The sequence below is a fragment of the Mesorhizobium sp. B2-4-12 genome (assembly GCF_006441575.1).
Lineage (GTDB): Bacteria > Pseudomonadota > Alphaproteobacteria > Rhizobiales > Rhizobiaceae > Mesorhizobium.
Genome location: NZ_VFVC01000035.1, coordinates 1 through 23,807, shown reverse-complemented (window position 1 = coordinate 23,807; position 23,807 = coordinate 1). Strand labels below are relative to the sequence as shown.

The following is a 23,807-nucleotide window of genomic DNA, read 5'->3' as shown; positions in this document are numbered from 1 at the left end:
CCGTGAGACCCTTGTCCTCGATGCCGCGTGGCAGCGTCCGGGTTCTCCTGCGAACGCGGACTCACGACAGCCATCACGGAAAAAATGACAGAAAGCCGGGGTCTAAGGCAGAGCGCCTTTGGGATTATGACTTTGGTATTAGGTGCGCTGCGGCAATAAACCGGCCGGTCAGACCTTGAGCGCTTCGAGAAGATTGACGGCAGCCATCATGTCCCGTTTGCGGGCCGTGCGACGCGCGACCGCTTCGGCGTCCTGCCCCCAATGCTCGATCTGCCAGTCCTCATCGACATGGCCGGCGGCCCAGGCCGCCTCACCGTCGAGCTCGCCGAAATCGACGGCGAGCGCCAGCAGCGCCGAACCGGTCAGGGAGGTCATGACGTGGATGGCGGCCAGCCGCAGCGGCTGCGCGCGCTGGGCAAGATGACTGCCCAGAACGGCGATCGTCTCGCGCGGCTGCTCGACATGGATGATTCCTTCGGCAAGGTTGAAGCGGGCGCCGAGCGCCGCACGGGCCCAGTCAATGACCGGATCCCACTGCTCGTTCTGCCGCTCGACCAGCCCTTGCGGCGCGTCGGCGCGGTAGCAGAGCAGATCCGACGAGGCAAAGCGAAGTATGTCTTCCAGCACTGCCTGCGGATCGCTGGCGACCCCGTCCAAAGCGGTGTTGACGAGGCGCATCACCGGCATCGTCACCGGATTGATGGTCTCGTCCTGCGCGGCGAACTCGTCGGCCACAAGCGCTGCCGCCGCCTGCGTCGGCAGCGCCAACAGCGCCTTGCCGGGCGTACGCACCGGCTTGCCGTCGAGATGGACGGCAAACCCTCCCTCCATCGGCGCAACCGAAACGGTCTTGTAGAAGCGCTTGGGCAGCGGTGTCTTCATTTGAATCTGGGCGCGACGCACCGGATCCGGATCGGAAAGATATTTGCCCGCTTCGAGGTCGTTGAGGATATCACGCATGAAATCTCTCTCTTACACCGGTGTCAGCTTGCGTGCCGGCCGGTTGACGATGATCAGGCCCGCTACAATCAAGCCAAGTGCCAGAAAAATGCGAATGGTCAGCGGCTCGTTCAAGATCAAGGCACCGCACAAGACACCAAAAACCGGCGACAGGAAAGTGAAGCTGGACAGGCCGGAAGCCGGATAGCGGCGCAGCAGCCAGAACCATAGGACATAGGTGAAAGCGACGATGTAGATCGCCTGGAAAAGCAGCGCCAATGTCGGCAGCAATGAGGGATCGCGCACCGGCGGACCGGCGAGAGGCAATACCAAAATGCCGACTATCGCCGCGCCGGCGAACTGATAGAGCAACAGCTTCTCGGCGCTCGCTTCAACCAGTTTCGACCGTTTGATGAGGATATTGGTCAAGGCCCAGAAGAACCCGGAGCCGAGGCTCAGGAGATCACCGAACAGCATGTCGCCGCCGCCGAGCTTATCGGAAAAGACCGTGGCAAGGCCGGCGAAGGCCAATAGCAGGCCGAGGAATTTGCGCCAGGTGATCTGCTCGCCAAGCAGGAAATGCCCGCCCACCAGCATCCAGAACGGCATTGAGTTGACCAACAGCGTGTTGCGGGCAACGGTCGTGTGCTCCAGCCCCACGTAGAGGCAGAGGAATTCGATGCCGAAAAGCACGCCGACAGCGATACCGGCGAGCAACGTGCCATCCCGGGTGAAAAGCGCGATGCCGCGCCAGCGGCACCAGAGAAAGACGAAGAAGCCGCCAATGACCGAGCGCGCGATCGCCAGGAAGACAGGATCGTAGCCGGCGTAGGAGATCTTGGCGGCGACGTAGTTCAGGCCCCAGGAAAAGGTCAGGCCGACCATAATGGCAGCGGCTGCTAGATCGACCGTGTCGCGGCGGTCCAGCACGTCGGTAGCGCCACTCACAATCAGTCCTCCGCGCTCTGCTCGTCGAAACCGATCAGGTTCCAGCTCTGGCGCATGTGTGGTGGCATCGGGGCGCTGACGTCGATGACACCCTTGTCCGGATGAGGAATGATAATCCGGCGTGCATGCAGGTGCAGGCGGTTCTGAATGCCACCGGGAAAATCCCAATTGGTGTCGGCCTCGAAATATTTGGGATCACCGATGATCGGACAACCGATATAGGCCGCATGGACGCGCAACTGATGCGTGCGCCCAGTATAGGGCTCCATCTCCAGCCAGGTCATCGTCTGTGCCGCCTGCTCGATGATGCGGTAGTAGGAGACGGCGTGGTCGGCGCCCTTTTCGCCGTGTGCTGCGATGCGCACGCGGTCGCCGTCTGGCGTCGCCTCCTTGATCAGCCAGGTCGAGATCTTGTCCTCGCGCTTGGGCGGCACGCCCTTGACCAGCGCCCAATAGGTTTTCTTGGTCTCACGGGCGCGGAATGCCTCGGAGAGCTTCATCGCGGCCAGTCTCGTGCGAGCAACGACCAGCACACCCGACGTGTCGCGGTCGAGCCGGTGCACCAGCCGTGGCTTCTCGCCCTTCTGGTTGCGCCAGGCTTCCAGCATGTCGTCGACATTGCGGGTGACGCCCGAACCGCCCTGCACCGCCAGACCCGCCGGCTTGTTGAAGACAAAGACCTTCGGGTCCTCATGCAGCAGCATCTTGGCGAGCACGTCGGCATCGCCCTGGTTGCGGATCGAGTGGCCGGTGAGCGGGCTGTCGCCTTTCTTATCCACCTCGAGCGGCGGAACGCGCACCAACTGACCAGGCTCGACGCGGGTGTCCGCCTTGACGCGGCCGCCATCGACGCGGATCTGGCCGGAGCGCAGCAGTTTCTGCAGATGGCCAAAGCCAAGGCCCGGGAAATGGGTCTTGAACCAGCGATCGAGCCGCATGCCCGCCTCGCCGGCTTCCACCGTGATCTGTTCAACGCCTGCCATATTTTCTTACCTGTTTTCCGAGCGGGGCCTGGCCTGCTCTCGGCGCGCCAATAGCATTAAGGCAGGCTTCTTGCGAGCCAAAGACCCAAAAACAAGGCGATGATGGCGCCAATGACGCTGGCCAGCGCATATCCAAACGCGGGCAGCGTGGCGCCCCGCTCCCAAAGCGTCGCGAAATCGAGCGAGAAAGCCGAAAAGGTGGTGAAGCCGCCGAAGACGCCGGTGGCGACAAAGAGCCTGACTTCGTTCGATCCGCCGCGGCGCGCCAGGATAGCGATGAACAGGCCCATGGCGAAGGAGCCGACGATGTTGATGGCCATCGTGCCCCAGGGATAGTTGGGGCCCACAAGGCGCAGCGCGCCCATACTGGTCAGATGGCGGATGCCGGCGCCGATGCCGCCGCCGATGACAACGAGAAGCAGATTGAACATGGCCGTCTACTGCCCCTGCGAGGGCGGCGGCGTCAATCCCTTCAGGCCCGCGAGGGCGTTCCGGGAATGGCACAGACGGTTGAGCGCGTCAGAAACCGCTTTTCGCGCCCGTTGTCGAGGGAGAACATGCCACCCCTGCCCGCTACCACGTCGATGATGAGGTCGGTGTGTTTCCACACCTCATATTGCGAGGCGCTGATATGGACCGGCGTTCCGCCGATCTCGCCCAGCATGACGTCGTTGTCGCCGACAATGAACTCACCGCGGGGATAGCACATCGGCGATGAGCCGTCGCAGCAGCCACCGGACTGGTGAAACAGCACCGGTCCGGCTGCGCTAGTGGATTTTTCAGTTCAGGTTGTTTCGACCTTCTTCGGCTTGGTCGAGCCAATCATCTTCCAGTTCTTGTAGAACATCGAATTGATGCGTTCGACGCTGACCGAGACGACGGCGAGCATGCCGGCTATCAGTCGGGGAACCGGGGACGGCCTGATGATGTCCATGAACACACAGTAGCGGCGGCCGTCATATTCATTGACCGATCGATGCAGCAGCGTGTCGTCGAAAATGAACAGCGGATTGTCGTACCAGTAATTCTTGACGTTGCCGCATTCGACGAAGATCTCCGACTTCACCGGGATCAAATTATAGAGGATGCGCAGGCTGAGCCGCAGCGGGCCGAAATGCCAGGAAGTCGATTCGCGCTTGCTGAAAACGGAAACGGCGATGGTCTTGATGTATTTGAAATCCCTGTTGAACTCGGCGACGTTGTCTATCCTGTGCTTGCCGTACCACTGATAGACGTACATGCCGCGCCGGCCGGCGCCGAAATTGGCGTCGATGTCGGCGATGATCTCGCCCTTGCGCGCCTTGAAAATATCAAGAACCTCATTGACCTCGCGCTGATAGTCTTCCGGAAACTGCTCCAGCTTCCACACGCCCGGATTTTTGTAGCAGAGCAGGTCCACCAGCAGGTTGAATGGCGAGAGCAGCCAGGTGAACAGGCCGTTGCCAAGGAAGTAACCGCTGAACAGCGAAAGATCCTTCCTGTCGTTGCGCAGCACGTCGATCAGGCCACAAACGATGAAGATCGTCGTGAGGATGGGAATGAAATAGAAGCCAAGGGCGAGAAGCGGAATGGCGATGGCGAATTTGCGAAGGGACTTGCGAAGGGTTTTTGTCATTTTTCCACGCGCGAAGCGCGATCCTGTTGCGAGATGCCAAAATCTTGGCAACGACCACCGCCCGGTCGTGCGCCTTGATAAGGTTTTTTGGGTGACCACACAACGGTCACGGCATCGTGGCCTGGTGGCTGCCTTGTGGAGCTTGCTGGAATCAGGTCAATGCACCGCCGGCAAACCGAGCTCGTCCCATTTGTCCCTGGCCACGGGATCGCCGACCAGAAACTCAAAGTCAATGACGCTTTCACCGTCTTGTGCGAGCTGGCATTTGAATTTCAGGTTGTACCAGTTTTTGCGGCTGCGGAAAGCCGCGCCATTCGCGGCGATCGTGTGTCTGTGATCTTTTCCTCCGCCGTCGCATAGGGCACCACACGGTCTGGCTGAAAGTCCGCTCGCCATCGGCGAATCTGGTCCATGGCCTCGATATCGCACAATTGCACCATGCGCTCGTCGGAAGCGAAGGTCGCAAGATCGGCGCGCGCCTGCCGGCTGCGCGGATCGGCGAGCGTCTTGCCCGACAGCATTTCTGTTGGCCGGATCATGGCCGGCGCGCTGGGCGGTTGAGGTTTGGACGGGTTCGAAGCAGGCGGTGGCGCTGCTGTCCGCGGCTTCGGCGTCGCCGGAACAGCTGGTACGGGCGGCGGTCTGGTCGATGTCTCGAATTGTTCAGGCGTCAGGATGTCGACCGACACCCGCTCTTCCTCCAGCCGGTTCGGCCGCTTCGGCAAGGGCAACAATGCCAGTGTCGCGGCGAACAGTGTATGCAGGACGACTGAGGTTGAAATGCCCCAGGGCGAAGCCTCGTCCCGAAGCGTGACGACCACCGGGCCACGCAAGACGGCTATTCCCGTTCCTTGCGCAGCTTCGCCCAGTAGTCGAGTCGCTTCCGGATATCGCGCTCGAAACCACGCTCCGGCGGATCATAGAAGGTCTGGCGGCCCATCTTCTCCGGAAAATAATCCTGCCCCGAAAAGGCGTCCGGCTCGTCATGGTCGTAGCGATAGCCCGCGCCGTAATCTTCCTCTTTCATCAGCTTGGTCGGCGCGTTGAGGATGTGCTTCGGCGGCAGCAGCGAGCCATGCTGCTTGGCTGCCTGCGTGGCCGCCTTGAAGGCGGTGTAGACGGCGTTGGATTTCGGTGCGGTGGCGAGATAGACGGTGGCCTCGGCAAAGGCGAGTTCGCCCTCCGGGGAGCCAAGATAATCATACGCGTCCTTGGCGGCGTTGGCGACGACCAGCGCCTGCGGATCGGCAAGGCCAATGTCCTCCATCGCCATGCGGACCAGACGGCGGCCGAGATAGAGCGGATCCTCGCCGGCATCGAACATGCGGGCGAGATAGTAGAGCGCGGCATCCGGATCCGAACCGCGCACCGACTTGTGCAGCGCCGAGATCAGATTGTAGTGGCCGTCCTGGCCCTTGTCGTAGATCGGCGCGCGGCGCTGGACGATGCGCTGCAACCCTTCGGGATCGAATACCTCGCCAGGTTTGGCGGCACGCCAGACTTCCTCGGCGAGGGTCAGCGATGCGCGTCCGTCGCCATCGCTCATCCGGATCAGCATCGCCCGCGCCTCGTCATCGAGCGGAAGCGCCCTGCCCTCCGTCTCTTCCGCCCGCGTCATCAGCTTGGCGATGCTCTCCTCGCCAAGCGAATGGAAGACCATGACCCGCGCGCGGGATAACAGGGCCGCGTTGAGTTCAAAAGAGGGGTTTTCGGTCGTGGCGCCCACCAGGACGACCGTCCCATCCTCCATGACGGGGAGAAAGGAATCCTGCTGGGCGCGGTTGAAACGATGGATCTCGTCGACGAAAAGCAGGGTCTGGCGGCCGTTGGCGCGCCGCAGCTTGGCCGCCTCGAACACTTTCTTGAGGTCGGCGACGCCGGAAAAGACCGCCGATATCTGCTCGAAGGCAAGGCTGGTCTCACCGGCGAGCAACCTTGCCACCGTGGTCTTGCCGGTGCCAGGCGGCCCCCAGAAGATCATCGAGCCGAGCGAACCGGAGCCGATCAGCCGGGTCAGTGCGCCATCGGGGCCGGTCAAATGCTCCTGGCCGACGACCTCGCCAAGGTTTCTCGGCCGCAGCCTGTCGGCCAGCGGCCGTCCGGGCGGCGCCTTTTCCGGTTCGTCAACGCTGAACAGATCGGCCATCTATATCTTCAGGTTGGGGCATGTCTTCAAGTTGCAGCATGACCCTCGCGGGCCAAACTCAGTAGCGTAACACCTGGCGCAGTATCTGCCCGCCGCGCTCGACGGTAAAGCGCCACCAGCGCGTATCCTGCTGGGCAGCCTGCGCCAGCGTCGCGGCGGTGTCGATGGTGGTGCCGTTGACCTCGCGCACGATATCGCCCGGCTGGAAGCCGAAATCCGCGGCCGGCGAATCGCGGTTGATGTCGATCACCGTCACGCCCCTGAGATCCGTGCGCAGGCCAAGCTTCTGGGCCAGCCGCGGCGACAGTTCCGCGACCTTGGCCCCCGAGAACGGGCTGCGGCCATGCAGCGTCACCTCTGAGGCCTTTGCACCCTCCGGCGCCCGCTCCAAGGCGATGTCCATTGCAGCCTGCTTGCCCTTGGTCAGGATCGCGAAATTCGCCTTGGTGCCGATCGACAGCGTCGCCATGCGGTAGTCGAGCGCCTCGATGCTCTCGACCGGCTTGCCATTGACCTGCAGCACGACATCGCCCGGCTTCAACCCCGCCTTGCCGGCCGGGCCCGTAGCGTCGACCGAAGACACCAACGCCCCGGTCGGCTTCTCCATGCCGAGCGACTCGGCGATCTGCGGCGTCACCGCTTCGAACTCGGCGCCGATATAAGGACGTTCGAAGAAGTCGAGCCCTGCCTTCGCGGCGTCGGCGAAAGCCCGCACCATATTGGCGGGGATGGCAAAGCCGATGCCGATCGAGCCGCCGCTGCGGCTGTAAATGGCGGTGTTGATGCCGACCAACTGGCCGCCCATGTTGATCAGCGCGCCACCGGAATTGCCGGGATTGATGGCGGCGTCGGTCTGAATGAAATAGCCCGAATCCGAGACGCCGATATGGCTGCGGGCAAGCGCGGAAACGATTCCGCTGGTGGTCGTCTGGCCGACACCGAAGGGATTGCCGATGGCCAGCACCAGATCGCCGACTTCGAGCGCGTCGGAATCGCCGATGGCGATGACCGGGAACGGCTTGTCAGCTTCGATCTTGAGCACGGCGAGATCGAGCGTCTCGTCCTTCAGCATCACCTTGCTGGTGAATTCGCGCCCGTCGGCGGTCGCCACCTTGACCTCGTCGGCATCCTTGATGACATGAAAATTGGTGACGATGACACCGCTCGGATCGACCAGTACGCCCGAGCCCAGCGAGGACTGCGCACGCGGCTGCGCGCGGCCGAAAAACTCCTCGAAGAACGGATCGCCTTCGAAGGGCGATGTCACCTTGGCCGTCTGCGAGGCATAGACATTGACCACGGCCGGCGCCGTCTGCTTGACCAGCGGCGCGAACGAAAGTTGCACCTCGTCGCGACCGAAAGGCACGCGCTTGTCCGGTCCTGAGGTGGCATTCTCCCCTTCAACGCCGTGCAGCAGATCGGTCAGCACGTCCGACAGGCCCGGATCGGCGGGCTTCGCGGCGTCTTCAGCCAGAGCCTGCCGGACTGCCGGTGCGGCTGCGAACACCATGAAGGCGCAGAGCATCACAAGGAACAATCGTTTGAGGTGCATTCAGAATCCTCCAGGTCGCCTGCCATTGTCTCGACGATTGTGCAGAATGAAAGGCTAAGGCGATGAAATCGAATTATTTTCGGCAATAACTGGCTACAGCTCCGCCTGCAATCGGATACGGTCTCGACTTCATGAAAAAAGAGCTTGCTTCATTCCGTGACTTTTTGAGAACCGGCAGGTTGGGTCCGATCTCGCCAACCTTGAAAATGAATGAGGTTGCCGAATTGCTGGGTATTCCGGCACATGCCGATTCGGACTATTGGACTTTCGGAAAGCTCGAAATCTCGTTCGACGAAGAGGCGCCCCATAAGATGAAGTGGCTTCAGATCGAAGAAGCTGGTTACCTCGCAGGTGATTTCGAGGTCTTCACCGATCGGCTTGTGCTTTTACTTGATAATTTCAATGGATACACGAAGCCATCGGACTTCCTGCGGGCGGGCCTGTGGGCGCCTGAAAACGCTACGCTCTTCTACACGGCGTCGCTGCGCGATATCGAACTGAACATCTGCGCCGGTGCCATCCAAATCCACTTCCGCGTTGATGCGGATTTCATCGAAGATCGGGACGCCGAAAAATATCTGGACAGCGTAACAATGTCCAAATTGGTAGGCGATATCGATCATCGAACAAAGATCGACAGCATCTACTCCTACTCGCATCCTGCACTTGAGCAGATATCGGGCGCGATCGATTGGAGACCGATAGACGGCCGCAACTACCTCGATCTGGTTGGCAACAGATAACCACGTCGACAACAAAAAGGGGCCCGCAGGCCCCTTAAGCTGTTTTCAGAAAATCCGAAGCCTTATGCGGCCGCGGCTTCCTCATTGGTGCCTTCGGCCTCGATGCGGGCGCGGTCGCCGGCGCCCTTGGCCGAGGTGTCGCGATCGACGAATTCGATGACGGCCATCGCGGCATTGTCGCCGTGACGGAAGCCCGCCTTCATGATGCGCAGGTAGCCGCCATTGCGGGTGGCGTAGCGCGGGGCGATGATGTCGAACAGGCGCTTGACGACGCCTTCATTACCGATCTGGGCGATCACCTGACGGCGGGCGTGCAAGTCGCCGCGCTTGCCGAGCGTCACCAGCTTCTCGACGATCGGACGCAGGTCCTTCGCCTTCGGCAGGGTGGTGACGATCTGCTCGTGTTCGAGCAGCGACACGGCGAGATTGGCAAACATCGACTTGCGGTGGCTGATGCTGCGGGCGAAGCGGCGGCCTTTGAAACCGTGGCGCATAGCTCTTTTCCTTCTTCAGTTGTTCAAGAGGCCACGGCCTCTGATGGTTTTCCGCATGACCGTCGGATCGAGCGGCTTACGCCGCCGATCCTTGGAATTCATGCTCAATATTGATCTTCGTAACGCTTGGCGAGATCTTCTATGTTTTCCGGCGGCCAGTCCGGCACTTCCATGCCGAGGTGCAGGCCCATCGCCGCCAAGACTTCCTTGATCTCGTTCAGCGACTTGCGGCCGAAGTTCGGGGTGCGCAGCATCTCGGCTTCGGTCTTCTGGATCAGATCGCCGATGTAGACGATATTGTCGTTCTTCAGGCAGTTGGCCGAACGCACCGAAAGCTCGAGTTCGTCGACCTTCTTGAGCAGCGCCGGGTTGAAGGCGAGCTCGGTGACGGCTTCCGCCGCGACTTCCTTCTGCGGCTCGTCGAAGTTGACGAACAGGCCCAACTGGTCCTGCAGGATGCGGGCGGCGAAGGCCACCGCATCCTCGCCCGAGATCGAACCGTCGGTCTCGATGGTCATGGTCAGCTTGTCATAATCGAGAACCTGGCCCTCGCGGGTGTTCTCGACCTTGTAGGAGACCTTCTTGACCGGCGAATAGAGGCTGTCGACCGGGATCAGGCCGATCGGCGCGTCCTCGGCGCGGTTGCGCTCGGCCGGCACGTAGCCCTTGCCGGTGTCGACGGTGAACTCCATGCGGATCTCAGCGCCTTCGTCCAGCGTGCAGATGACGTGATCGGGGTTGAGGATCTCGACATCGCCGACCGTCTGGATGTCGCCGGCGAGAACCGCACCCGGTCCCTGCTTGCGCACGACCATGCGCTTGGGACCATCGCCTTCCATGCGGATGGCGATTTCCTTGATGTTGAGAACGATGTCGGTCACGTCCTCGCGCACGCCGGCGATGGACGAGAATTCATGCAGAACACCGTCGATCTGCACGGCGGTGACTGCCGCACCGCGCAGCGAAGACAGAAGCACGCGACGCAGCGCGTTGCCGAGGGTGAGGCCGAAGCCCCGCTCGAGCGGCTCGGCGACCAGCGTGGTCAGCGTCTTCTTCTTCGACGAGAACTCGATCTTGTTCGGCTTGATCAGTTCCTGCCAATTTTTCTGGATCATGATGCTTTCCTTCCGTTGACCCGCCACCATCCAATCGTGGCGGGCGACCTGGAATGCCGCGGAGGAACACTTTGTGGGCGTTCGCGCGGCGTTCGATACTGTTAGACGCGGCGCTTCTTGCGCGGGCGGCAGCCATTGTGCGGGATCGGCGTCACATCACGGATCGACGTGATGGTGAAGCCGGCCGCCTGCAGGGCGCGCAGCGCCGATTCACGACCGGAGCCAGGTCCGCAGACCTCGACTTCGAGCATGCGCATGCCGTGTTCCTGGGCCTTCTTGGCGACGTCCTCGGCGGCCATCTGGGCCGCGAACGGGGTCGACTTGCGCGAACCCTTGAAGCCCTGGGCACCGGCCGACGACCAGGCAATCGAATTGCCCTGCGCGTCGGTGATGGTGATCATCGTGTTGTTGAAGGTCGAATTGACGTGGGCAACGCCCGACGAGATATTCTTGCGTTCGCGACGGCGAACACGAGCGGCTTCCTTGGCCATGATAGTCCTTTCAGTTGATCTCTACACCGCCGTAATGCCAGCGGCTCCACCTTCGTAAGGGAGTAGGGGAATAGGGCAGTAAGGCAGTAGGGAAATTGATTGTCCGATCCGCGGACCATTCCCTACTGCCTTACTGCCCTATTCCCTTCCCCTGATTACTTCTTCTTGCCGGCGATCGACTTGGCCGGGCCCTTGCGGGTACGCGCATTGGTGTGCGTGCGCTGGCCGCGAACCGGCAGCGAGCGGCGGTGACGCAGGCCGCGGTAGCAGCCGAGGTCCATCAGCCGCTTGATGTTCATCGACACTTCGCGACGCAGGTCGCCCTCGACCTGGTAGTCGCGGTCGATGGTTTCGCGGATCTGCAGCACTTCCGCATCGGTCAGCTGATTGACGCGGCGCTCGGCCGGGATACCGACCTTGTCGACGATCTCCTGGGCGAACTTCTTGCCAATGCCGTGAATGTACTGAAGCGCGATGACGACGCGCTTGTTGGTCGGAATGTTGACGCCGGCTATACGAGCCATATTCTTCTCTTCTCCATATGGGCCGGCCAACCTTCAAAAACAAGGCAGGTCCGGCGCTGTCCAAATTGCCCCGCGTCCGGTGGAGGCCGGCCCTTGCGGGTGTTTCCAGTTCAAAGCAACCGCCTTGCCCTTGCGGACAAGCAAAGTTCACGCCTGACAGGAAGACGGGCCGCCATACCGCAGCGGACCGCTCCCGTCAAGCTTAATCTTTGAATTCCCTTACCGCGCCTTCGCGGCGGCCGCGAGCACGGTTTCTATCTCGGCGGTTACCGCGTCCATGCTGGCCATGCCATCGACAGTCTTGAGCTTGCCCTTGGCGTAGTAGTAGCCCGTCAGCGGAGCGGTCTTCTTGTAGTACTCCCGCAGACGCTCCTCGAACACCGCGGGGTTGTCATCCTTGCGCACCGGCTGGCCGGCCGCCTTGGCATCTTCGGCGCGCTTGACGATGCGGCCGACCAGGGCCCTGTCGTCGACAACCAGCTCGATGACCGTGTCCAGGCCGATGCCACGCTCCGAAAGCATCGATTCAACCGCATCGGCTTGCACCAGCGTGCGCGGGTAGCCGTCGAGGATGAATCCCTTGGCGCAGTCGGCCTGGTCGATTCGCTCGGCAACGATGGCGTTGACGATGGCGTCGGACACCAGTTCACCGGCATCCATCACCGCCTTGGCACGCTTACCGACTTCGGTACCGGCCTGCACGGCGGCACGCAGCATGTCTCCCGTCGAAAGCTGGGGTATGCCGTGTTTCTCTACCAGTCTTTGTGCTTGTGTCCCCTTGCCCGCCCCTGGCGGCCCAAGCAAAATCAACCTCATCTGGCTTTCTTCCCCCCGCGCAGCTTCGACTTCTTGATCAGGCCTTCATACTGGTGCGCGATCAGGTGACCCTGAATCTGCGCAACCGTATCGAGCGTGACACTGACCACGATCAGAAGCGATGTGCCACCAAGGTAGAATGGTACGCCAGTCGCCGAGATCAGGAACTCCGGCAGCAGACACACCAGCACCAGATAGATGGCGCCGACGACGGTGATGCGGGTGAGAACGTAATCGATATAATCGGCGGTGCGCTCGCCCGGACGATAGCCCGGGATGAAGCCCGAATGCTTCTTGAGCTGGTCGGCGGTGTCCTTCGGGTTGAAGACAATCGCAGTGTAGAAGAAGGCGAAGAACACGATCATCGCCGCATAGAACGCCATGTAGAGCGGCTGGCCGTGGCCAAGCGAGGCCAGGATGGTGCTCGCCCAGGCCGGCATGTTGGTCGTCTGCGAGAAGCCGGCGATGGTGGCCGGCAGCAAGAGCAGCGACGAAGCGAAGATTGGCGGAATGACGCCCGACGTGTTGAGCTTGAGCGGCAAATGCGAGGTGTCGCCCTGGAACATGCGATTGCCGACCTGACGCTTCGGGTATTGGATCAGCAGGCGGCGCTGGGCGCGCTCGAAGAACACGATGAGCGCGATGACGACGATGGCCAGAACGATGATCGCCAGGATCAGGCCGGTTGACAGGGCGCCGGTGCGGCCGAGTTCCAGCGTGCCGGAAATGGCATGTGGCAGGCCGGCGACGATGCCTGAGAAGATGATCAGCGAAATGCCGTTGCCGATGCCGCGCGCGGTGATCTGCTCACCAAGCCACATCAGGAACATGGTGCCGCCGACCAGCGTGACGACGGTCGAGATGCGGAAGAACATGCCGGGATCGCTGACGATGCCGTTGCCGTTCTCAAGCCCCACCGAAATGCCGTAGGCCTGCACCAGCGCGAGCAGCACGGTGCCGTAGCGCGTGTACTGGTTGATGACCTTGCGGCCCTGTTCGCCTTCTTTTTTCAGCGCTTCCAGCGACGGGATGACCGACGTCATCAGCTGCATGATGATGGAGGCGGAGATGTAGGGCATGATGCCGAGCGCAAAGATCGCCATGCGCTGCACGGCACCGCCGGCGAACATGTTGAACATGCCAAGCACGCCCTTGCTCTGCGAGGAGAAGGCATGGGCGAAAGCGTCTGGATTGATACCGGGAAGCGGAATGTAGGTGCCGAGGCGATAGACGAGCAACGCGCCGATGGTGAACCAGATGCGTTTCTTCAGATCCTCCGCCTTGGCGAAGGCCGAGAAATTCAGATTCGAGGCTAGTTGTTCAGCAGCCGAAGCCATACCTGATTCTCCGCTTGGTAACGCTTGATGGCCCGTGAGGTCAGGCGGCGCGTTTCACCGAAGCTCACGAGATAAGCTCCGGGCTGTAAACATGCAAGCGGCCGCGTTGACGCGGCCGCCTAATTGAGCAGATCAAAGCGCAATCGTGAGTAAAAACAAATCCCACTCTTGCCGATCGCGCTTCAAATTGCCGTTACTCGGCAGCTGCCTTTTCGGGCAACTTGACCGAACCGCCGGCCTTCTCGATCTTCTCGATCGCGGCCTTGGAGGCACCGGCGACGTCGAAGGCCAGCTTGGCCTTGAGTTCGCCATCCGACAGCACGCGCACGCCGTCCTTGACGCGGCGGATGACACCGGCGGCAACAAGCGCCTCGGCCGTCACGGTTGCCTTGGCATCAAGCTTCTTGGCATCGACGGCTTCCTGGATGCGGGCCAGCGAGACGACAACGAAGCTCTTGGCGAAGATGTTGTTGAAGCCACGCTTCGGCAGGCGCCGATAGAGCGGCATCTGGCCACCCTCGAAGCCGTTGACGGCGACGCCGGAGCGCGCCTTCTGGCCCTTGACGCCGCGACCGGCGGTCTTGCCCGAGCCGGAACCGATGCCCCGGCCGAGACGCTTCTTGGAATGCGTCGCGCCGTCCTTGTCACGCAGATCGTTGAGTTTCATCTTACTTCTCCTGCGCTTTGGGTCAGCCCTCGTCCACAACGCGGACGAGATGCTGAACGGCAGCGATCATGCCGCGCACGGAAGGCGTATCTTCCAGCGTGCGCTGCTTGTGCATCTTGTTGAGGCCGAGGCCGACCAGCGTCGCGCGCTGTTCCTTCGGACGGCGGATCGGCGAACCGATCTGCTCAACGGTGATGGTCTTGGTTGCTCTCTTGGCCATGGTCAAAATCCCTCGTCAGATCGACTATTCTTCAGCCGCGACGGCGGTGCCGCGGCGGGCCTGAAGGGTCGAATACTTGATGCCGCGCGCGGCAGCCACATCCTTGGGATGCATCTGGCTCTTCAGCGCGTCGAAAGTGGCGCGAACCATGTTGTACGGGTTCGACGAACCCATCGACTTGGCGACCACGTCATGCATGCCGAGCGTCTCGAAGACGGCGCGCATCGGGCCGCCTGCGATGATGCCGGTACCCTGCTTGGCGGCGCGCAACAGCACGCGTCCGGCGCCCCAACGTCCCTCGACGTCGTGGTGCAGCGTGCGGCCCGAGCGCAGCGGCACGAAGATCATGTCGCGCTTTGCCGACTCGGTTGCCTTGCGGATCGCTTCCGGCACTTCGCGCGCCTTGCCATGACCGAAGCCGACGCGGCCCTTCTGGTCGCCGACGACGACGAGTGCGGCGAAGCCGAAGCGGCGGCCACCCTTGACGACCTTGGCGACGCGGTTGATGTGGACCAGCTTGTCCACCATGCCGTCGTCACGCTCTTCGCGCTCACGCTCGCGGCCGCGGCCGCCTTCCCTACGTTCCTGTGCCATATCCTGTTCCTTGTTCTTTTCCGGAAGCACGGGTTGCTGATTGCCGGTGCCGCTTTGGGTCGCCGACGGTGAAAGTCATTCTCAGAAGCTCAGGCCGCCTTCGCGAGCAGCTTCGGCCAGCGCCTTGACGCGACCGTGATAGATATACGGGCCACGGTCGAAGACGACTTCCTTGACGCCGGCCTTGGTGGCGCGCTCGGCGATCAGCTTGCCGATCGCGGCGGCGGCAGCGGTATCGGCCCCGGTCTTGAGCGAACCCTTGAGATCCTTCTCCAGCGTCGAGGCAGCGGCGATGGTGTGGCCCTTGGCGTCGTCGATGACCTGCACGTAGATATTCTTCGACGTGCGGTGAACCGACAGACGCGGACGCTCGCCGGCGACTTTCCTGATCTGACGGCGAACGCGCTGTGCGCGGCGCTGTGTGGCTTCCTTGCTACCCATAATGGTCTTCCTTGCCTTCAAAAATCGGGGGCCGCCATATGCGGTAGGCGAAACCGCCTCCCGCGACCGCTCCCCGCGGCGTTACACTTCTTTGGCTTGGTCTTTTCCGAAAAGTCTGCAACTTTTCGGGGGCCAAGCCCACTACTTCTTCTTGCCTTCCTTGCGGACGATCTTCTCGCCAGCGTAGCGGACACCCTTGCCCTTGTAAGGCTCGGGACCACGGTACTCGCGGATCTCCGCGGCGACCTGGCCGACCTGCTGCTTGTCGATGCCGGTCACGGTGATTTCCGTCGGCTTCGGCACGGCGATCGTGACACCAGCCGGCGTCTCATAGACGACGTCGTGGCTGAAGCCAAGGGCGAGTTGCAGGTTCTTGCCCTGCATGGCGGCGCGATAGCCGACGCCGGTGATCTCGAGCTTCTTTTCGAAGCCGTCCTTGACGCCATGCAGGATGTTGACGATCTGCGTGCGCGACATGCCCCACTTGGAGCGGGCCGTCTTGGTCTGGTCGCGCGGCTGGACAGCGATCTCGCTGCCTTCCATCTTGACCAGGACTTCGTCGTTCACCACGAACTTCAGCTCGCCCTTGGGGCCCTTCGCCGTCACGGTCTGGCCGTTGACGGTCGCGGTCACGCCCTGCGGCAGCGAAACGGGTTTCTTTCCAATACGAGACATTTTGTTGTCCTCGTCACTTCTCTTGTTTCAGGTCTCTGTCTTCGGAACGATCCGAAGACCGGATTCCACTTTGCGGTCAGCTGCCAGATCAGAAGATCTGGCAGAGAATCTCGCCGCCGACGTTCTGTTCGCGTGCTTCGTGGTCGGCCATCACGCCCTTCGGTGTCGAAAGGATGGCGATGCCGAGGCCATTGGCGACGTGCGGGATCGACTTGGCCGAGACGTAAACGCGGCGGCCCGGCTTCGAGACGCGGGCGATTTCGCGCACGACCGGCGCACCGTCGAAATACTTCAGCTCGATTTCGATTTCGGACTTGCCGTTGTCGAAGTCGGTCTGGCTGTAGTCGCGGATATAGCCTTCAGCCTTCAGCACGTCGAGGACGCGGGTGCGCAAACGCGAGGCCGGGGTCGAGACACTCGACTTCTTGCGCCCGTAGGCATTGCGGATGCGGGTCAGCATATCGCCGAGAGGATCGCTCAATGACATGTTATGTCCTCCTTACCAGCTCGACTTGACCAGGCCCGGGATCTGGCCGTTGTTGCCGAGATCACGAAGCGCGATGCGCGATACTTTGAGCTTGCGATAGTAGGCACGCGGACGGCCGGTGACTTCGCAGCGGTTGCGGATGCGGATCTTGGCCGAGTTGCGCGGCAGGGCAGCAAGCTTGAGCTGAGCGCGGAAGCGCTCCTCCATCGGCTTGGACTGATCCATGATGATCGCCTTCAGCGCAGCGCGCTTGGGACCGTACTGGTCGGCAAGCTTGCGGCGCCTGTTGTTCTTCTCGACTGAGCTGGTCTTTGCCATTTCAGATTTTTCCTTTTCTCGCTGCCGTTACTGGCGGAAGGGGAAGTTGAAGGCCTTGAGCAATGCCCTGGCTTCGTCGTCCGTCTTCGCAGTCGTACAAACGATGACGTCCATGCCCCAGATCTGATCGACCTTGTCGTAGTTGATCTCCGGGAACACGATGTGCTCCTTGATGCCCATGGCGTAGTTGCCACGGCCATCGAAGCTCTTGGGGTTCAGTCCGCGGAAGTCGCGGACGCGCGGCAGCGCGATGTTCACGAGGCGGTCGAGGAACTCGTACATACGTTCCTTGCGCAGCGTGACCTTGGCGCCGATCGGCATGTTCTCGCGGACCTTGAAGCCAGCGATGGAATTGCGGGCGCGGGTGACGACGGCCTTCTGGCCGGCGATCATTGCCAGGTCTTCGGCCGCGACCGAAGGCTTCTTGGAATCGGCGGTCGCTTCGCCGACGCCCATGTTCAGCACGATCTTGTCGAGGCGCGGAACCTGCATGTCGTTGTCGTAGCCGAACTGCTCCTGCAGCGCCTTGCGGATGGTCTCGTTGTAGACCTGCTTCAGGCGCGGCGTGTTGGCGGCAGTCGCCTGCTTGGTTTGAGACTTAGCCATTGATGACTTCTCCCGAGCGCTTGGCGACGCGCACTTTCTTGCCGTCCTTCTGGAAGGTGAAACCAACGCGGGTCGGCTTGCCATCCTTGGGGTCGGCCAGCGCGATGTTCGACAGATTGATCGGCGCTTCCTTGGTGATGATCCCGCCCTCTTGGGACTGGGTCTGCTTCTGGTGACGACGGATCATATTGACGCCGCGCACCAGCGCGGTGTCATCCTTCGGCTGAACCGAGAGGACTTCGCCCGAACGGCCCTTGTCCTTACCGGCAAGCACGACGACCTTGTCGCCTTTTCTGATCTTTTGCATTGGTCCGGCTCCTTACAGCACTTCAGGCGCGAGCGAGATGATCTTCATGTGGTTCTTGGCGCGGAGTTCGCGCGGAACCGGTCCGAAGATACGCGTGCCGATCGGCTCTTTCTTGTTGTCGACGAGAACGGCCGCGTTCTTGTCGAAACGGATCACGCTGCCGTCCGGGCGGCGGATGTCCTTGGCCGTGCGAACCACGACCGCCTTCATCACATCGCCCTTCTTAACGCGGCCGCGCGGAATGGCCTCCTTGATCGACACCACGATGATGTCGCCCACGGAAGCGTATTTCCGCTTCGAGCCGCCCAGCACCTTGATGCACATGACACGACGCGCGCCGGAATTATCCGCGACGTCGAGGTTTGTTTGCATCTGAATCATGACTGGCCGCCTTCTTCTTTTCTAACGGGACGGGCTCGAAGCCCCTCCCCGGTCTGTCCAAAATTCGTTGTTTACGCCCAGAGGTCAGGCTTGGTCCGAAGACACGACGATCCAGCGCTTGTCCTTGGAAATCGGCTTCGATTCCTGGATGAACACCTGATCACCAACCTTATGGGCGTTGTTCTCGTCGTGCGCCTTGTACTTCTTGGTCATGCGCACGGTCTTCTTCATCACGGGATGCGTGAAGCGCCGTTCGACCTTGACGACAACCGTCTTCTCGTTCTTGTCGCTGACGACGGTGCCCTGCAGAATGCGCTTTGGCATGGTTTTCGTCCTTAAGCCTTCTTGGCCGCGGACTTTTCCGCAGCGATGGTCTTGATACGCGCAATGTCCTTGCGGACCTGCCTCACGCGCGCGGTCTTCTCGAGCTGGCCGGTGGCCTTCTGGAAGCGCAGGTTGAACTGCTCCTTCTTCAGGCTGGCCAGGTCGTCGGTCAGCTGGTCCTGGGTCTTGGTCCGGATGTCTTCGGCTTTCATGATCAGCCCGTCCTTATTCTGCGATGCGCTGTACGAAGCGCGTCCTGACCGAGAGCTTGGCCGCGCCGAGACGCAGCGCCTCACGGGCGGTTTCTTCACTGACGCCGTCGATCTCGAACATGATGCGGCCCGGCTTGACGCGCGCCGCCCAATAGTCGACCGCGCCCTTGCCCTTGCCCATGCGGACTTCGGTCGGCTTCGACGTGACCGGCAGATCCGGGAAAATACGGATCCAGACGCGGCCAGCACGCTTCATTTCGCGAGTGATCGCGCGGCGGGCCGCCTCGATCTCACGCGCGGTGACGCGGTTCGGCTCAAGCGCCTTCAGCCCGAAACCACCGAAATCCAGGTTGGTGCCGCCCTTTGCGGTACCATGGATGCGGCCCTTGAACTGCTTGCGGAACTTTGTGCGCTTTGGCTGCAGCATCGTTCTAACTCCAAATTCCTAAATGTCTCAGGCGTTCTCGCGACGACGACCGCGTTCGCGCTCGCCACCACCGCCGCCATGCGAATGATCACCCTCGGTGGCGCGACGCTCCGAAGCCATCGGGTCGTGCTCGAGGATCTCGCCCTTGAACACCCAGACCTTGACGCCGCAGATGCCGTAAGCCGTATTCGCCTCGGCCGTGCCGTAGTCGACATCGGCGCGCAGCGTGTGCAGCGGCACGCGGCCTTCGCGGTACCATTCCATGCGCGCGATTTCGGCGCCGCCGAGACGGCCCGAGCAGTTGATGCGGATGCCTTCGGCACCGAGACGCATCGCCGACTGCACGGCGCGCTTCATGGCGCGGCGGAACGCGATGCGGCGCTCGAGCTGCTGGGCGATCGACTGGGCGACCAAGGTCGCGTCGATCTCCGGCTTGCGCACCTCGACGATGTTGAGGTGCGTTTCGGACTTCGTCATCTCCATCAGCTTCTTGCGAAGCTTTTCGATGTCGGCGCCCTTCTTGCCGATGATCAGGCCCGGGCGCGCGGCATGGATGGTGACGCGGCACTTCTTGTGCGGGCGCTCGATCACGACCTTCGAGATCGCGGCCTGCTTGAGTTCCTTCTCAAGATACTTGCGGATCTTGATGTCCTCATGCAGCAGCTTGCCGTACTCGCCGGTGTTCGCGAACCAGCGCGAATCCCAGGTGCGGTTGATGCCGAGGCGAAGACCGATCGGATTGACTTTCTGGCCCATTATGCGGCCTCCCCTTTTTCTTCGACTTCACGAACGACGATCGTGAGGTGCGAGAACGGCTTCTCGATACGGCTGGCGCGACCGCGGCCACGAGCGTGGAACCGCTTCATGACGATCGACTTGCCGACATAGGCTTCCGCCACGATCAGCGCGTCGACGTCGAGGTCGTGGTTGTTTTCCGCGTTGGCGATCGCCGACTCCAAGGTCTTCTTGACCGTGCCGGAAATCCGCTTGGCCGAGAATTCCAGGTCGGAAAGCGCTGTCGCGACCTTCTTGCCGCGGATCAGCGCGGCAACCAGGTTCAGCTTCTGCGGGCTGATACGGATCGTGCGCAGAACGGCGCGCGCTTCGTTGTCAGCAAGACTGCGCGGAGCTTTGGCCTTGCCCATGATTATTTCCTCTTCGCCTTCTTATCCGCGCCGTGACCGTAGTAGGTCCGCGTCGGAGCGAATTCACCGAACTTGTGCCCGACCATGTCCTCGTTCACGGAGACGGGAACATGCTTCTGGCCGTTGTAGACACCGAAGGTGAAGCCGACGAACTGCGGCAGGATGGTGGAGCGACGGCTCCACATCTTGATCACCTCATTGCGACCACCTTCACGAACCTTGTCCACCTTCTTGAGAAGGTAACCGTCGATGAAGGGGCCTTTCCAAATAGAACGAGTCACTTGGCGTTACCTCTTCTTAGCTCTTGCGCTGATGGCGCGAGCGCAGGATGAACTTGTCGGTCGCCTTGTTGGACCGCGTCTTCTTGCCCTTGGTCGGCTTGCCCCACGGGGAAACCGGATGGCGACCACCGGAGGTGCGGCCTTCGCCGCCGCCGTGCGGGTGGTCAACCGGGTTCATGGTCACGCCGCGATTGTGCGGACGCTTGCCGCGCCAAACCGTGCGACCGGCCTTGCCGTCGTTGATGTTGCCGTGGTCGGGGTTCGACACGGCACCGACGGTGGCCATGCAGGAGCCGTGAACGACACGCTGCTCGCCCGAGTTGAGGCGCAGGATCGCCATGCCCTGGTCGCGGCCGACGAGCTGGGCGTAACCGCCGGCCGAACGGGCAACCTGGCCGCCCTTGCCCGGCTTCAGCTCGATGTTGTGGACGATCGTGCCAACCGGCATCGAGGCCAACGGCATCGCATTGCCCGGCTTCACGTCGACCGCTTCGCCGGCCACGATCTTGTCGCCGGCGGCAAGGCGCTGCGGGGCGATGATGTAGGACAGCTCGCCGTCGTCGTACTTGATCAGCGCGATGAAGGCGGTGCGGTTCGGATCGTATTCAATGCGCTCGACCGTGCCGACGACGTCGAACTTGCGGCGCTTGAAGTCGATGATGCGGTACGAACGCTTGTGGCCACCACCGATGAAACGGGCGGTGATGCGGCCGTAATTGTTGCGGCCGCCCGACTTGGTCAGGCCTTCGGTCAGGCCCTTGACGGGCTTGCCCTTGTAGAGGCCCGAGCGGTCGACGATGACCAGCTGGCGGGTGCTCGGCGTTACCGGGTTGAATTTTTTCAGTGCCATGTTCTTGTCCTCGCGGCCTTGCTCAGAGACCCGTCGCGACGTCGATCGACTGGCCGTCGGCCAGCGTCACAACCGCCTTCTTGACGTCGCTCTGGCGGCCGATCGTGCCGCGGAAGCGCTTGATCTTGCCCTTGCGGACAAGCGTGTTCACGGCCATCACCTTGACGCCGAACAGCGCTTCGACGGCGGCCTTGATTTCCGGCTTCGACGCCTTCTTGGCGACGTTGAAGACGACCTGATTCTGCTCGGAAGCCATGGTCGACTTTTCGGTGATCGCCGGGCTGACGATCACGTCGTAATGACGAAGGTCGGTCATTTAAAGCGCTCCTCGAGAGCCTCGACGGCGGCCTTGGAAAGGACCAGCGTGCCGCGGCGCAGAATGTCGTAGACGTTGATGCCCTGGATGGGCAGCACGTCGATGTTGGGGATGTTGGTCGCGGCCAGCTTGAAGTTCTGGTCAAGCTCGGCGCCACCAATCACCAGGGCGTTGGTCAGGCCCAGCGTCGCGAAATTCGCGACCAGTGCCTTCGTCTTGGCCTCGGTCAGCTTCAATTCGTCGATGACGATGATCGAAGCGCTCTTGGCCTTGGCCGAGAGGGCGTGCTTGAGGCCAAGCGCGCGAACCTTCTTCGGCAAATCGTGCTCATGGCTGCGAACGACCGGGCCATGGGCCTTGCCGCCGCCGCGGAACTGCGGAGCGCGTGCCGAATGGTGACGGGCGCGGCCCGTACCCTTCTGCTTGTACATCTTGGCGCCGGTGCGCGCGATTTCGGCGCGGCCCTTGGCCTTGTGCGTGCCCTGCTGCTTCTTGGCAAGCTGCCAGCGCACGACGCGCTGCAGGATGTCCTCGCGCGGATCAAGGCCGAAAATCTCCTCGGAGAGTTCCACCTTGCCGGCGTCCTTGCCGCCAAGCGTTGTGATCTTGATATCCATTATTCCGCTCCCTCTGTGGCCGGAGCCTCATTCTTCGTGGCGACGCGGATCGCGGCGGGCTTCGGCGCATTGGCCGGAAGCGCAACCTTGGCAGCGTCGCGAACCAGGATCCAGGCACCCTTGGTGCCGGGAACCGCGCCGCGGATCAGGATCAGGCCGCGATCAGCATCGGTCGAAACGATCTCGACATTCTGCGTGGTGACGCGGGTGTCGCCCATATGGCCGGCCATCTTCTTGCCCTTGAACACCTTGCCGGGGTCCTGGCGCTGGCCGGTCGAGCCGTGCGTACGGTGCGAGACCGAGTTACCGTGGGTCGCGCGGCCACCACCCATGTGGTGGCGCTTGATGACGCCCTGGAAACCCTTGCCGATCGTCGTGCCGGTGACGTCGACCTTCTGGCCGGCGACAAAGTGCTCGACCGTGATCTCGGCGCCGACATCGATCATGTTGTCGGCGGAGACGCGGAACTCGGCGAGCTTCGCCTTCGGCTCGACGGAAGCGGTCGCGAAATGGCCGCGCATCGCCTTCGACGTGTTCTTCACCTTGGCAAGGCCAACGCCGAGCTGAACGGCGGTGTAGCCATTCTTCTCCTGCGTGCGCTGGGCCACGACCTGGCAGTTCTCCATCTGGAGAACGGTGACGGGAACATGTTCCCCGGCATCATTATAGATGCGGGTCATTCCCACCTTCTTTGCAATCACACCTGAACGCATCGGTTCAATTCCTTTAGAGTTCCGGGCCAGGGACACCGCCCCTTACCGCGCTCTCATTCCCTTAGAGCTTGATCTCGACGTCGACGCCGGCGGCCAGATCGAGCTTCATCAAAGCATCGACGGTCTGCGGGGTCGGATCGACGATGTCGAGCAGACGCTTGTGCGTGCGCATCTCGAACTGCTCGCGGCTCTTCTTGTCGACGTGGGGCGACCGGTTCACCGTGAACTTTTCGATCCGCGTCGGCAGCGGAATGGGGCCGCGGACGTTGGCGCCGGTGCGCTTGGCCGTCGACACGATTTCGCGCGTCGAGGCGTCGAGCACCCGGTGGTCAAACGCCTTCAGGCGGATGCGGATATTCTGTCCGTTCATGCGTCACTTCCTTGTTCTGGCGCGGCGCGGGCAACTTCCGCGCCCGCGACAGATCGGTTTAAGTCCAAATTACTCTTTGATGGTGACGACGATGCCGGCACCGACGGTGCGGCCGCCTTCACGGATGGCGAAGCGCAGCTTCTCTTCCATGGC

General features: G+C 61.9%; 35 protein-coding genes and 3 pseudogenes. 1 reads left to right on the top strand and 37 read right to left on the bottom strand.

Annotated elements, in window-relative coordinates; translation table 11 throughout:
- Positions 1 to 168: 168 nt before the first annotated feature.
- From FJ934_RS19895 to FJ934_RS19855, 9 genes and pseudogenes are all read right to left on the bottom strand, one after another.
- Positions 169 to 960, bottom strand: coding sequence for an ATP12 family chaperone protein (locus FJ934_RS19895; protein ID WP_140611559.1), 792 nt, complete (start codon positions 958 to 960; stop codon positions 169 to 171).
- Positions 961 to 972: 12 nt separating this feature from the next.
- The gene (locus FJ934_RS19890; RefSeq protein ID WP_140611557.1) at positions 973 to 1,887 is read right to left on the bottom strand and encodes a DMT family transporter; all 915 of its coding nucleotides are present in this window, start codon (positions 1,885 to 1,887) and stop codon (positions 973 to 975) included.
- 2 nt (positions 1,888 to 1,889) lie between these two features.
- The gene (locus tag FJ934_RS19885; RefSeq protein ID WP_140611555.1) at positions 1,890 to 2,870 is read right to left on the bottom strand and encodes an RluA family pseudouridine synthase; all 981 of its coding nucleotides are present in this window, start codon (positions 2,868 to 2,870) and stop codon (positions 1,890 to 1,892) included.
- A gap of 56 nt (positions 2,871 to 2,926) precedes the next feature.
- Positions 2,927 to 3,301, bottom strand: a complete 375-nt coding sequence (gene crcB, locus FJ934_RS19880; protein WP_140611553.1) for a fluoride efflux transporter CrcB — start codon at positions 3,299 to 3,301, stop codon at positions 2,927 to 2,929.
- A gap of 41 nt (positions 3,302 to 3,342) precedes the next feature.
- Positions 3,343 to 3,630: pseudogene (locus FJ934_RS19875) on the bottom strand (DUF779 domain-containing protein); the annotation flags it as partial.
- Positions 3,631 to 3,654: 24 nt separating this feature from the next.
- On the bottom strand, positions 3,655 to 4,485 hold the full coding sequence (locus tag FJ934_RS19870; RefSeq protein WP_140611549.1) for an aspartyl/asparaginyl beta-hydroxylase domain-containing protein: 831 nt from the start codon (positions 4,483 to 4,485) through the stop codon (positions 3,655 to 3,657).
- Positions 4,486 to 4,641: 156 nt separating this feature from the next.
- Positions 4,642 to 4,898, bottom strand: a pseudogene (locus FJ934_RS19865) (DUF930 domain-containing protein).
- A 425-nt stretch (positions 4,899 to 5,323) separates the two neighbouring features.
- A complete protein-coding gene (locus tag FJ934_RS19860) occupies positions 5,324 to 6,631 on the bottom strand; it encodes a replication-associated recombination protein A (RefSeq protein ID WP_140611547.1) in 1,308 nt (435 codons plus the stop codon).
- A 58-nt stretch (positions 6,632 to 6,689) separates the two neighbouring features.
- Positions 6,690 to 8,183, bottom strand: coding sequence for a DegQ family serine endoprotease (locus FJ934_RS19855; RefSeq protein ID WP_140611545.1), 1,494 nt, complete (start codon positions 8,181 to 8,183; stop codon positions 6,690 to 6,692).
- 131 nt (positions 8,184 to 8,314) lie between these two features.
- On the opposite strand from FJ934_RS19855, the gene FJ934_RS19850 reads away from it, so the two are divergent.
- The gene (locus FJ934_RS19850) at positions 8,315 to 8,926 is read left to right on the top strand and encodes a hypothetical protein (protein ID WP_140611543.1); all 612 of its coding nucleotides are present in this window, start codon (positions 8,315 to 8,317) and stop codon (positions 8,924 to 8,926) included.
- A gap of 62 nt (positions 8,927 to 8,988) precedes the next feature.
- On the opposite strand, the gene rplQ is transcribed toward FJ934_RS19850, so the two are convergent.
- From rplQ to FJ934_RS19710, 28 genes and pseudogenes are all read right to left on the bottom strand, one after another.
- Positions 8,989 to 9,420 (bottom strand): 50S ribosomal protein L17, encoded by a 432-nt coding sequence (gene rplQ, locus FJ934_RS19845; protein ID WP_140611541.1) that lies wholly within the window; start codon positions 9,418 to 9,420, stop codon positions 8,989 to 8,991.
- A gap of 104 nt (positions 9,421 to 9,524) precedes the next feature.
- The gene (locus FJ934_RS19840; RefSeq protein WP_006205443.1) at positions 9,525 to 10,535 is read right to left on the bottom strand and encodes a DNA-directed RNA polymerase subunit alpha; all 1,011 of its coding nucleotides are present in this window, start codon (positions 10,533 to 10,535) and stop codon (positions 9,525 to 9,527) included.
- A gap of 101 nt (positions 10,536 to 10,636) precedes the next feature.
- The gene (gene rpsK / locus FJ934_RS19835; protein WP_006205444.1) at positions 10,637 to 11,026 is read right to left on the bottom strand and encodes a 30S ribosomal protein S11; all 390 of its coding nucleotides are present in this window, start codon (positions 11,024 to 11,026) and stop codon (positions 10,637 to 10,639) included.
- 155 nt (positions 11,027 to 11,181) lie between these two features.
- Positions 11,182 to 11,550, bottom strand: a complete 369-nt coding sequence (rpsM, locus tag FJ934_RS19830) for a 30S ribosomal protein S13 (protein WP_006205445.1) — start codon at positions 11,548 to 11,550, stop codon at positions 11,182 to 11,184.
- Positions 11,551 to 11,769: 219 nt separating this feature from the next.
- On the bottom strand, positions 11,770 to 12,366 hold the full coding sequence (locus FJ934_RS19825) for an adenylate kinase (RefSeq protein WP_140611539.1): 597 nt from the start codon (positions 12,364 to 12,366) through the stop codon (positions 11,770 to 11,772).
- The gene (secY, locus tag FJ934_RS19820; protein ID WP_140611537.1) at positions 12,363 to 13,703 is read right to left on the bottom strand and encodes a preprotein translocase subunit SecY; all 1,341 of its coding nucleotides are present in this window, start codon (positions 13,701 to 13,703) and stop codon (positions 12,363 to 12,365) included. Before secY ends, FJ934_RS19825 begins: the two co-directional genes overlap by 4 nt.
- A 193-nt stretch (positions 13,704 to 13,896) precedes the next feature.
- Positions 13,897 to 14,370: a 50S ribosomal protein L15 gene (rplO, locus tag FJ934_RS19815; protein WP_095775807.1), complete on the bottom strand. Its 474-nt coding sequence runs from the start codon at positions 14,368 to 14,370 to the stop codon at positions 13,897 to 13,899.
- A 22-nt stretch (positions 14,371 to 14,392) separates the two neighbouring features.
- Positions 14,393 to 14,590, bottom strand: a complete 198-nt coding sequence (rpmD, locus tag FJ934_RS19810; RefSeq protein WP_140611535.1) for a 50S ribosomal protein L30 — start codon at positions 14,588 to 14,590, stop codon at positions 14,393 to 14,395.
- A gap of 24 nt (positions 14,591 to 14,614) precedes the next feature.
- A complete protein-coding gene (rpsE, locus tag FJ934_RS19805; RefSeq protein ID WP_027046810.1) occupies positions 14,615 to 15,184 on the bottom strand; it encodes a 30S ribosomal protein S5 in 570 nt (189 codons plus the stop codon).
- An 81-nt stretch (positions 15,185 to 15,265) separates the two neighbouring features.
- Complete coding sequence (rplR, locus tag FJ934_RS19800) at positions 15,266 to 15,625, bottom strand: 50S ribosomal protein L18 (protein ID WP_140611533.1); 360 nt, start codon at positions 15,623 to 15,625, stop codon at positions 15,266 to 15,268.
- A 141-nt stretch (positions 15,626 to 15,766) separates the two neighbouring features.
- Entirely contained in the window at positions 15,767 to 16,300 is a 534-nt protein-coding gene (rplF, locus tag FJ934_RS19795; protein WP_010909283.1) for a 50S ribosomal protein L6, read from the bottom strand.
- An 88-nt stretch (positions 16,301 to 16,388) separates the two neighbouring features.
- A complete protein-coding gene (rpsH, locus tag FJ934_RS19790; protein WP_006205453.1) occupies positions 16,389 to 16,787 on the bottom strand; it encodes a 30S ribosomal protein S8 in 399 nt (132 codons plus the stop codon).
- A 12-nt stretch (positions 16,788 to 16,799) separates the two neighbouring features.
- The gene (gene rpsN / locus FJ934_RS19785) at positions 16,800 to 17,105 is read right to left on the bottom strand and encodes a 30S ribosomal protein S14 (RefSeq protein ID WP_010909282.1); all 306 of its coding nucleotides are present in this window, start codon (positions 17,103 to 17,105) and stop codon (positions 16,800 to 16,802) included.
- 27 nt (positions 17,106 to 17,132) lie between these two features.
- On the bottom strand, positions 17,133 to 17,711 hold the full coding sequence (rplE, locus tag FJ934_RS19780; RefSeq protein WP_140611531.1) for a 50S ribosomal protein L5: 579 nt from the start codon (positions 17,709 to 17,711) through the stop codon (positions 17,133 to 17,135).
- Positions 17,704 to 18,018: a 50S ribosomal protein L24 gene (rplX, locus tag FJ934_RS19775; protein ID WP_140611529.1), complete on the bottom strand. Its 315-nt coding sequence runs from the start codon at positions 18,016 to 18,018 to the stop codon at positions 17,704 to 17,706. The genes rplE and rplX overlap by 8 nt, the downstream gene beginning before the upstream one ends.
- Positions 18,019 to 18,030: 12 nt before the next feature.
- Positions 18,031 to 18,399: a 50S ribosomal protein L14 gene (rplN, locus tag FJ934_RS19770; protein WP_006205457.1), complete on the bottom strand. Its 369-nt coding sequence runs from the start codon at positions 18,397 to 18,399 to the stop codon at positions 18,031 to 18,033.
- A gap of 84 nt (positions 18,400 to 18,483) precedes the next feature.
- Positions 18,484 to 18,723: a 30S ribosomal protein S17 gene (gene rpsQ / locus FJ934_RS19765; RefSeq protein ID WP_010909280.1), complete on the bottom strand. Its 240-nt coding sequence runs from the start codon at positions 18,721 to 18,723 to the stop codon at positions 18,484 to 18,486.
- Positions 18,724 to 18,734: 11 nt separating this feature from the next.
- On the bottom strand, positions 18,735 to 18,935 hold the full coding sequence (gene rpmC / locus FJ934_RS19760) for a 50S ribosomal protein L29 (RefSeq protein WP_006205459.1): 201 nt from the start codon (positions 18,933 to 18,935) through the stop codon (positions 18,735 to 18,737).
- 13 nt (positions 18,936 to 18,948) lie between these two features.
- Positions 18,949 to 19,362, bottom strand: a complete 414-nt coding sequence (rplP, locus tag FJ934_RS19755; protein WP_010909279.1) for a 50S ribosomal protein L16 — start codon at positions 19,360 to 19,362, stop codon at positions 18,949 to 18,951.
- Between the two features lie 27 nt (positions 19,363 to 19,389).
- On the bottom strand, positions 19,390 to 20,118 hold the full coding sequence (gene rpsC / locus FJ934_RS19750; protein WP_140611528.1) for a 30S ribosomal protein S3: 729 nt from the start codon (positions 20,116 to 20,118) through the stop codon (positions 19,390 to 19,392).
- Positions 20,118 to 20,507 (bottom strand): 50S ribosomal protein L22, encoded by a 390-nt coding sequence (rplV, locus tag FJ934_RS19745; RefSeq protein ID WP_140611526.1) that lies wholly within the window; start codon positions 20,505 to 20,507, stop codon positions 20,118 to 20,120. The genes rpsC and rplV overlap by 1 nt, the downstream gene beginning before the upstream one ends.
- Before the next feature lie 2 nt (positions 20,508 to 20,509).
- Complete coding sequence (rpsS, locus tag FJ934_RS19740) at positions 20,510 to 20,788, bottom strand: 30S ribosomal protein S19 (protein ID WP_006205463.1); 279 nt, start codon at positions 20,786 to 20,788, stop codon at positions 20,510 to 20,512.
- A 16-nt stretch (positions 20,789 to 20,804) separates the two neighbouring features.
- A complete protein-coding gene (rplB, locus tag FJ934_RS19735) occupies positions 20,805 to 21,638 on the bottom strand; it encodes a 50S ribosomal protein L2 (protein ID WP_010909276.1) in 834 nt (277 codons plus the stop codon).
- Between the two features lie 22 nt (positions 21,639 to 21,660).
- Complete coding sequence (locus FJ934_RS19730) at positions 21,661 to 21,954, bottom strand: 50S ribosomal protein L23 (RefSeq protein ID WP_006205465.1); 294 nt, start codon at positions 21,952 to 21,954, stop codon at positions 21,661 to 21,663.
- Positions 21,951 to 22,571: a 50S ribosomal protein L4 gene (gene rplD / locus FJ934_RS19725; protein ID WP_140611524.1), complete on the bottom strand. Its 621-nt coding sequence runs from the start codon at positions 22,569 to 22,571 to the stop codon at positions 21,951 to 21,953. The genes FJ934_RS19730 and rplD overlap by 4 nt, the downstream gene beginning before the upstream one ends.
- Positions 22,571 to 23,284 carry a 50S ribosomal protein L3 gene (gene rplC, locus FJ934_RS19720; RefSeq protein ID WP_140611522.1) on the bottom strand — a complete coding sequence of 238 codons (714 nt, stop codon included), beginning with the start codon at positions 23,282 to 23,284 and terminating at the stop codon, positions 22,571 to 22,573. Before rplC ends, rplD begins: the two co-directional genes overlap by 1 nt.
- 61 nt (positions 23,285 to 23,345) lie before the next feature.
- Positions 23,346 to 23,654: a 30S ribosomal protein S10 gene (gene rpsJ / locus FJ934_RS19715; protein ID WP_006205468.1), complete on the bottom strand. Its 309-nt coding sequence runs from the start codon at positions 23,652 to 23,654 to the stop codon at positions 23,346 to 23,348.
- A 69-nt stretch (positions 23,655 to 23,723) separates the two neighbouring features.
- Positions 23,724 to 23,807 (bottom strand): annotated as a pseudogene (locus FJ934_RS19710) (elongation factor Tu); the annotation flags it as partial.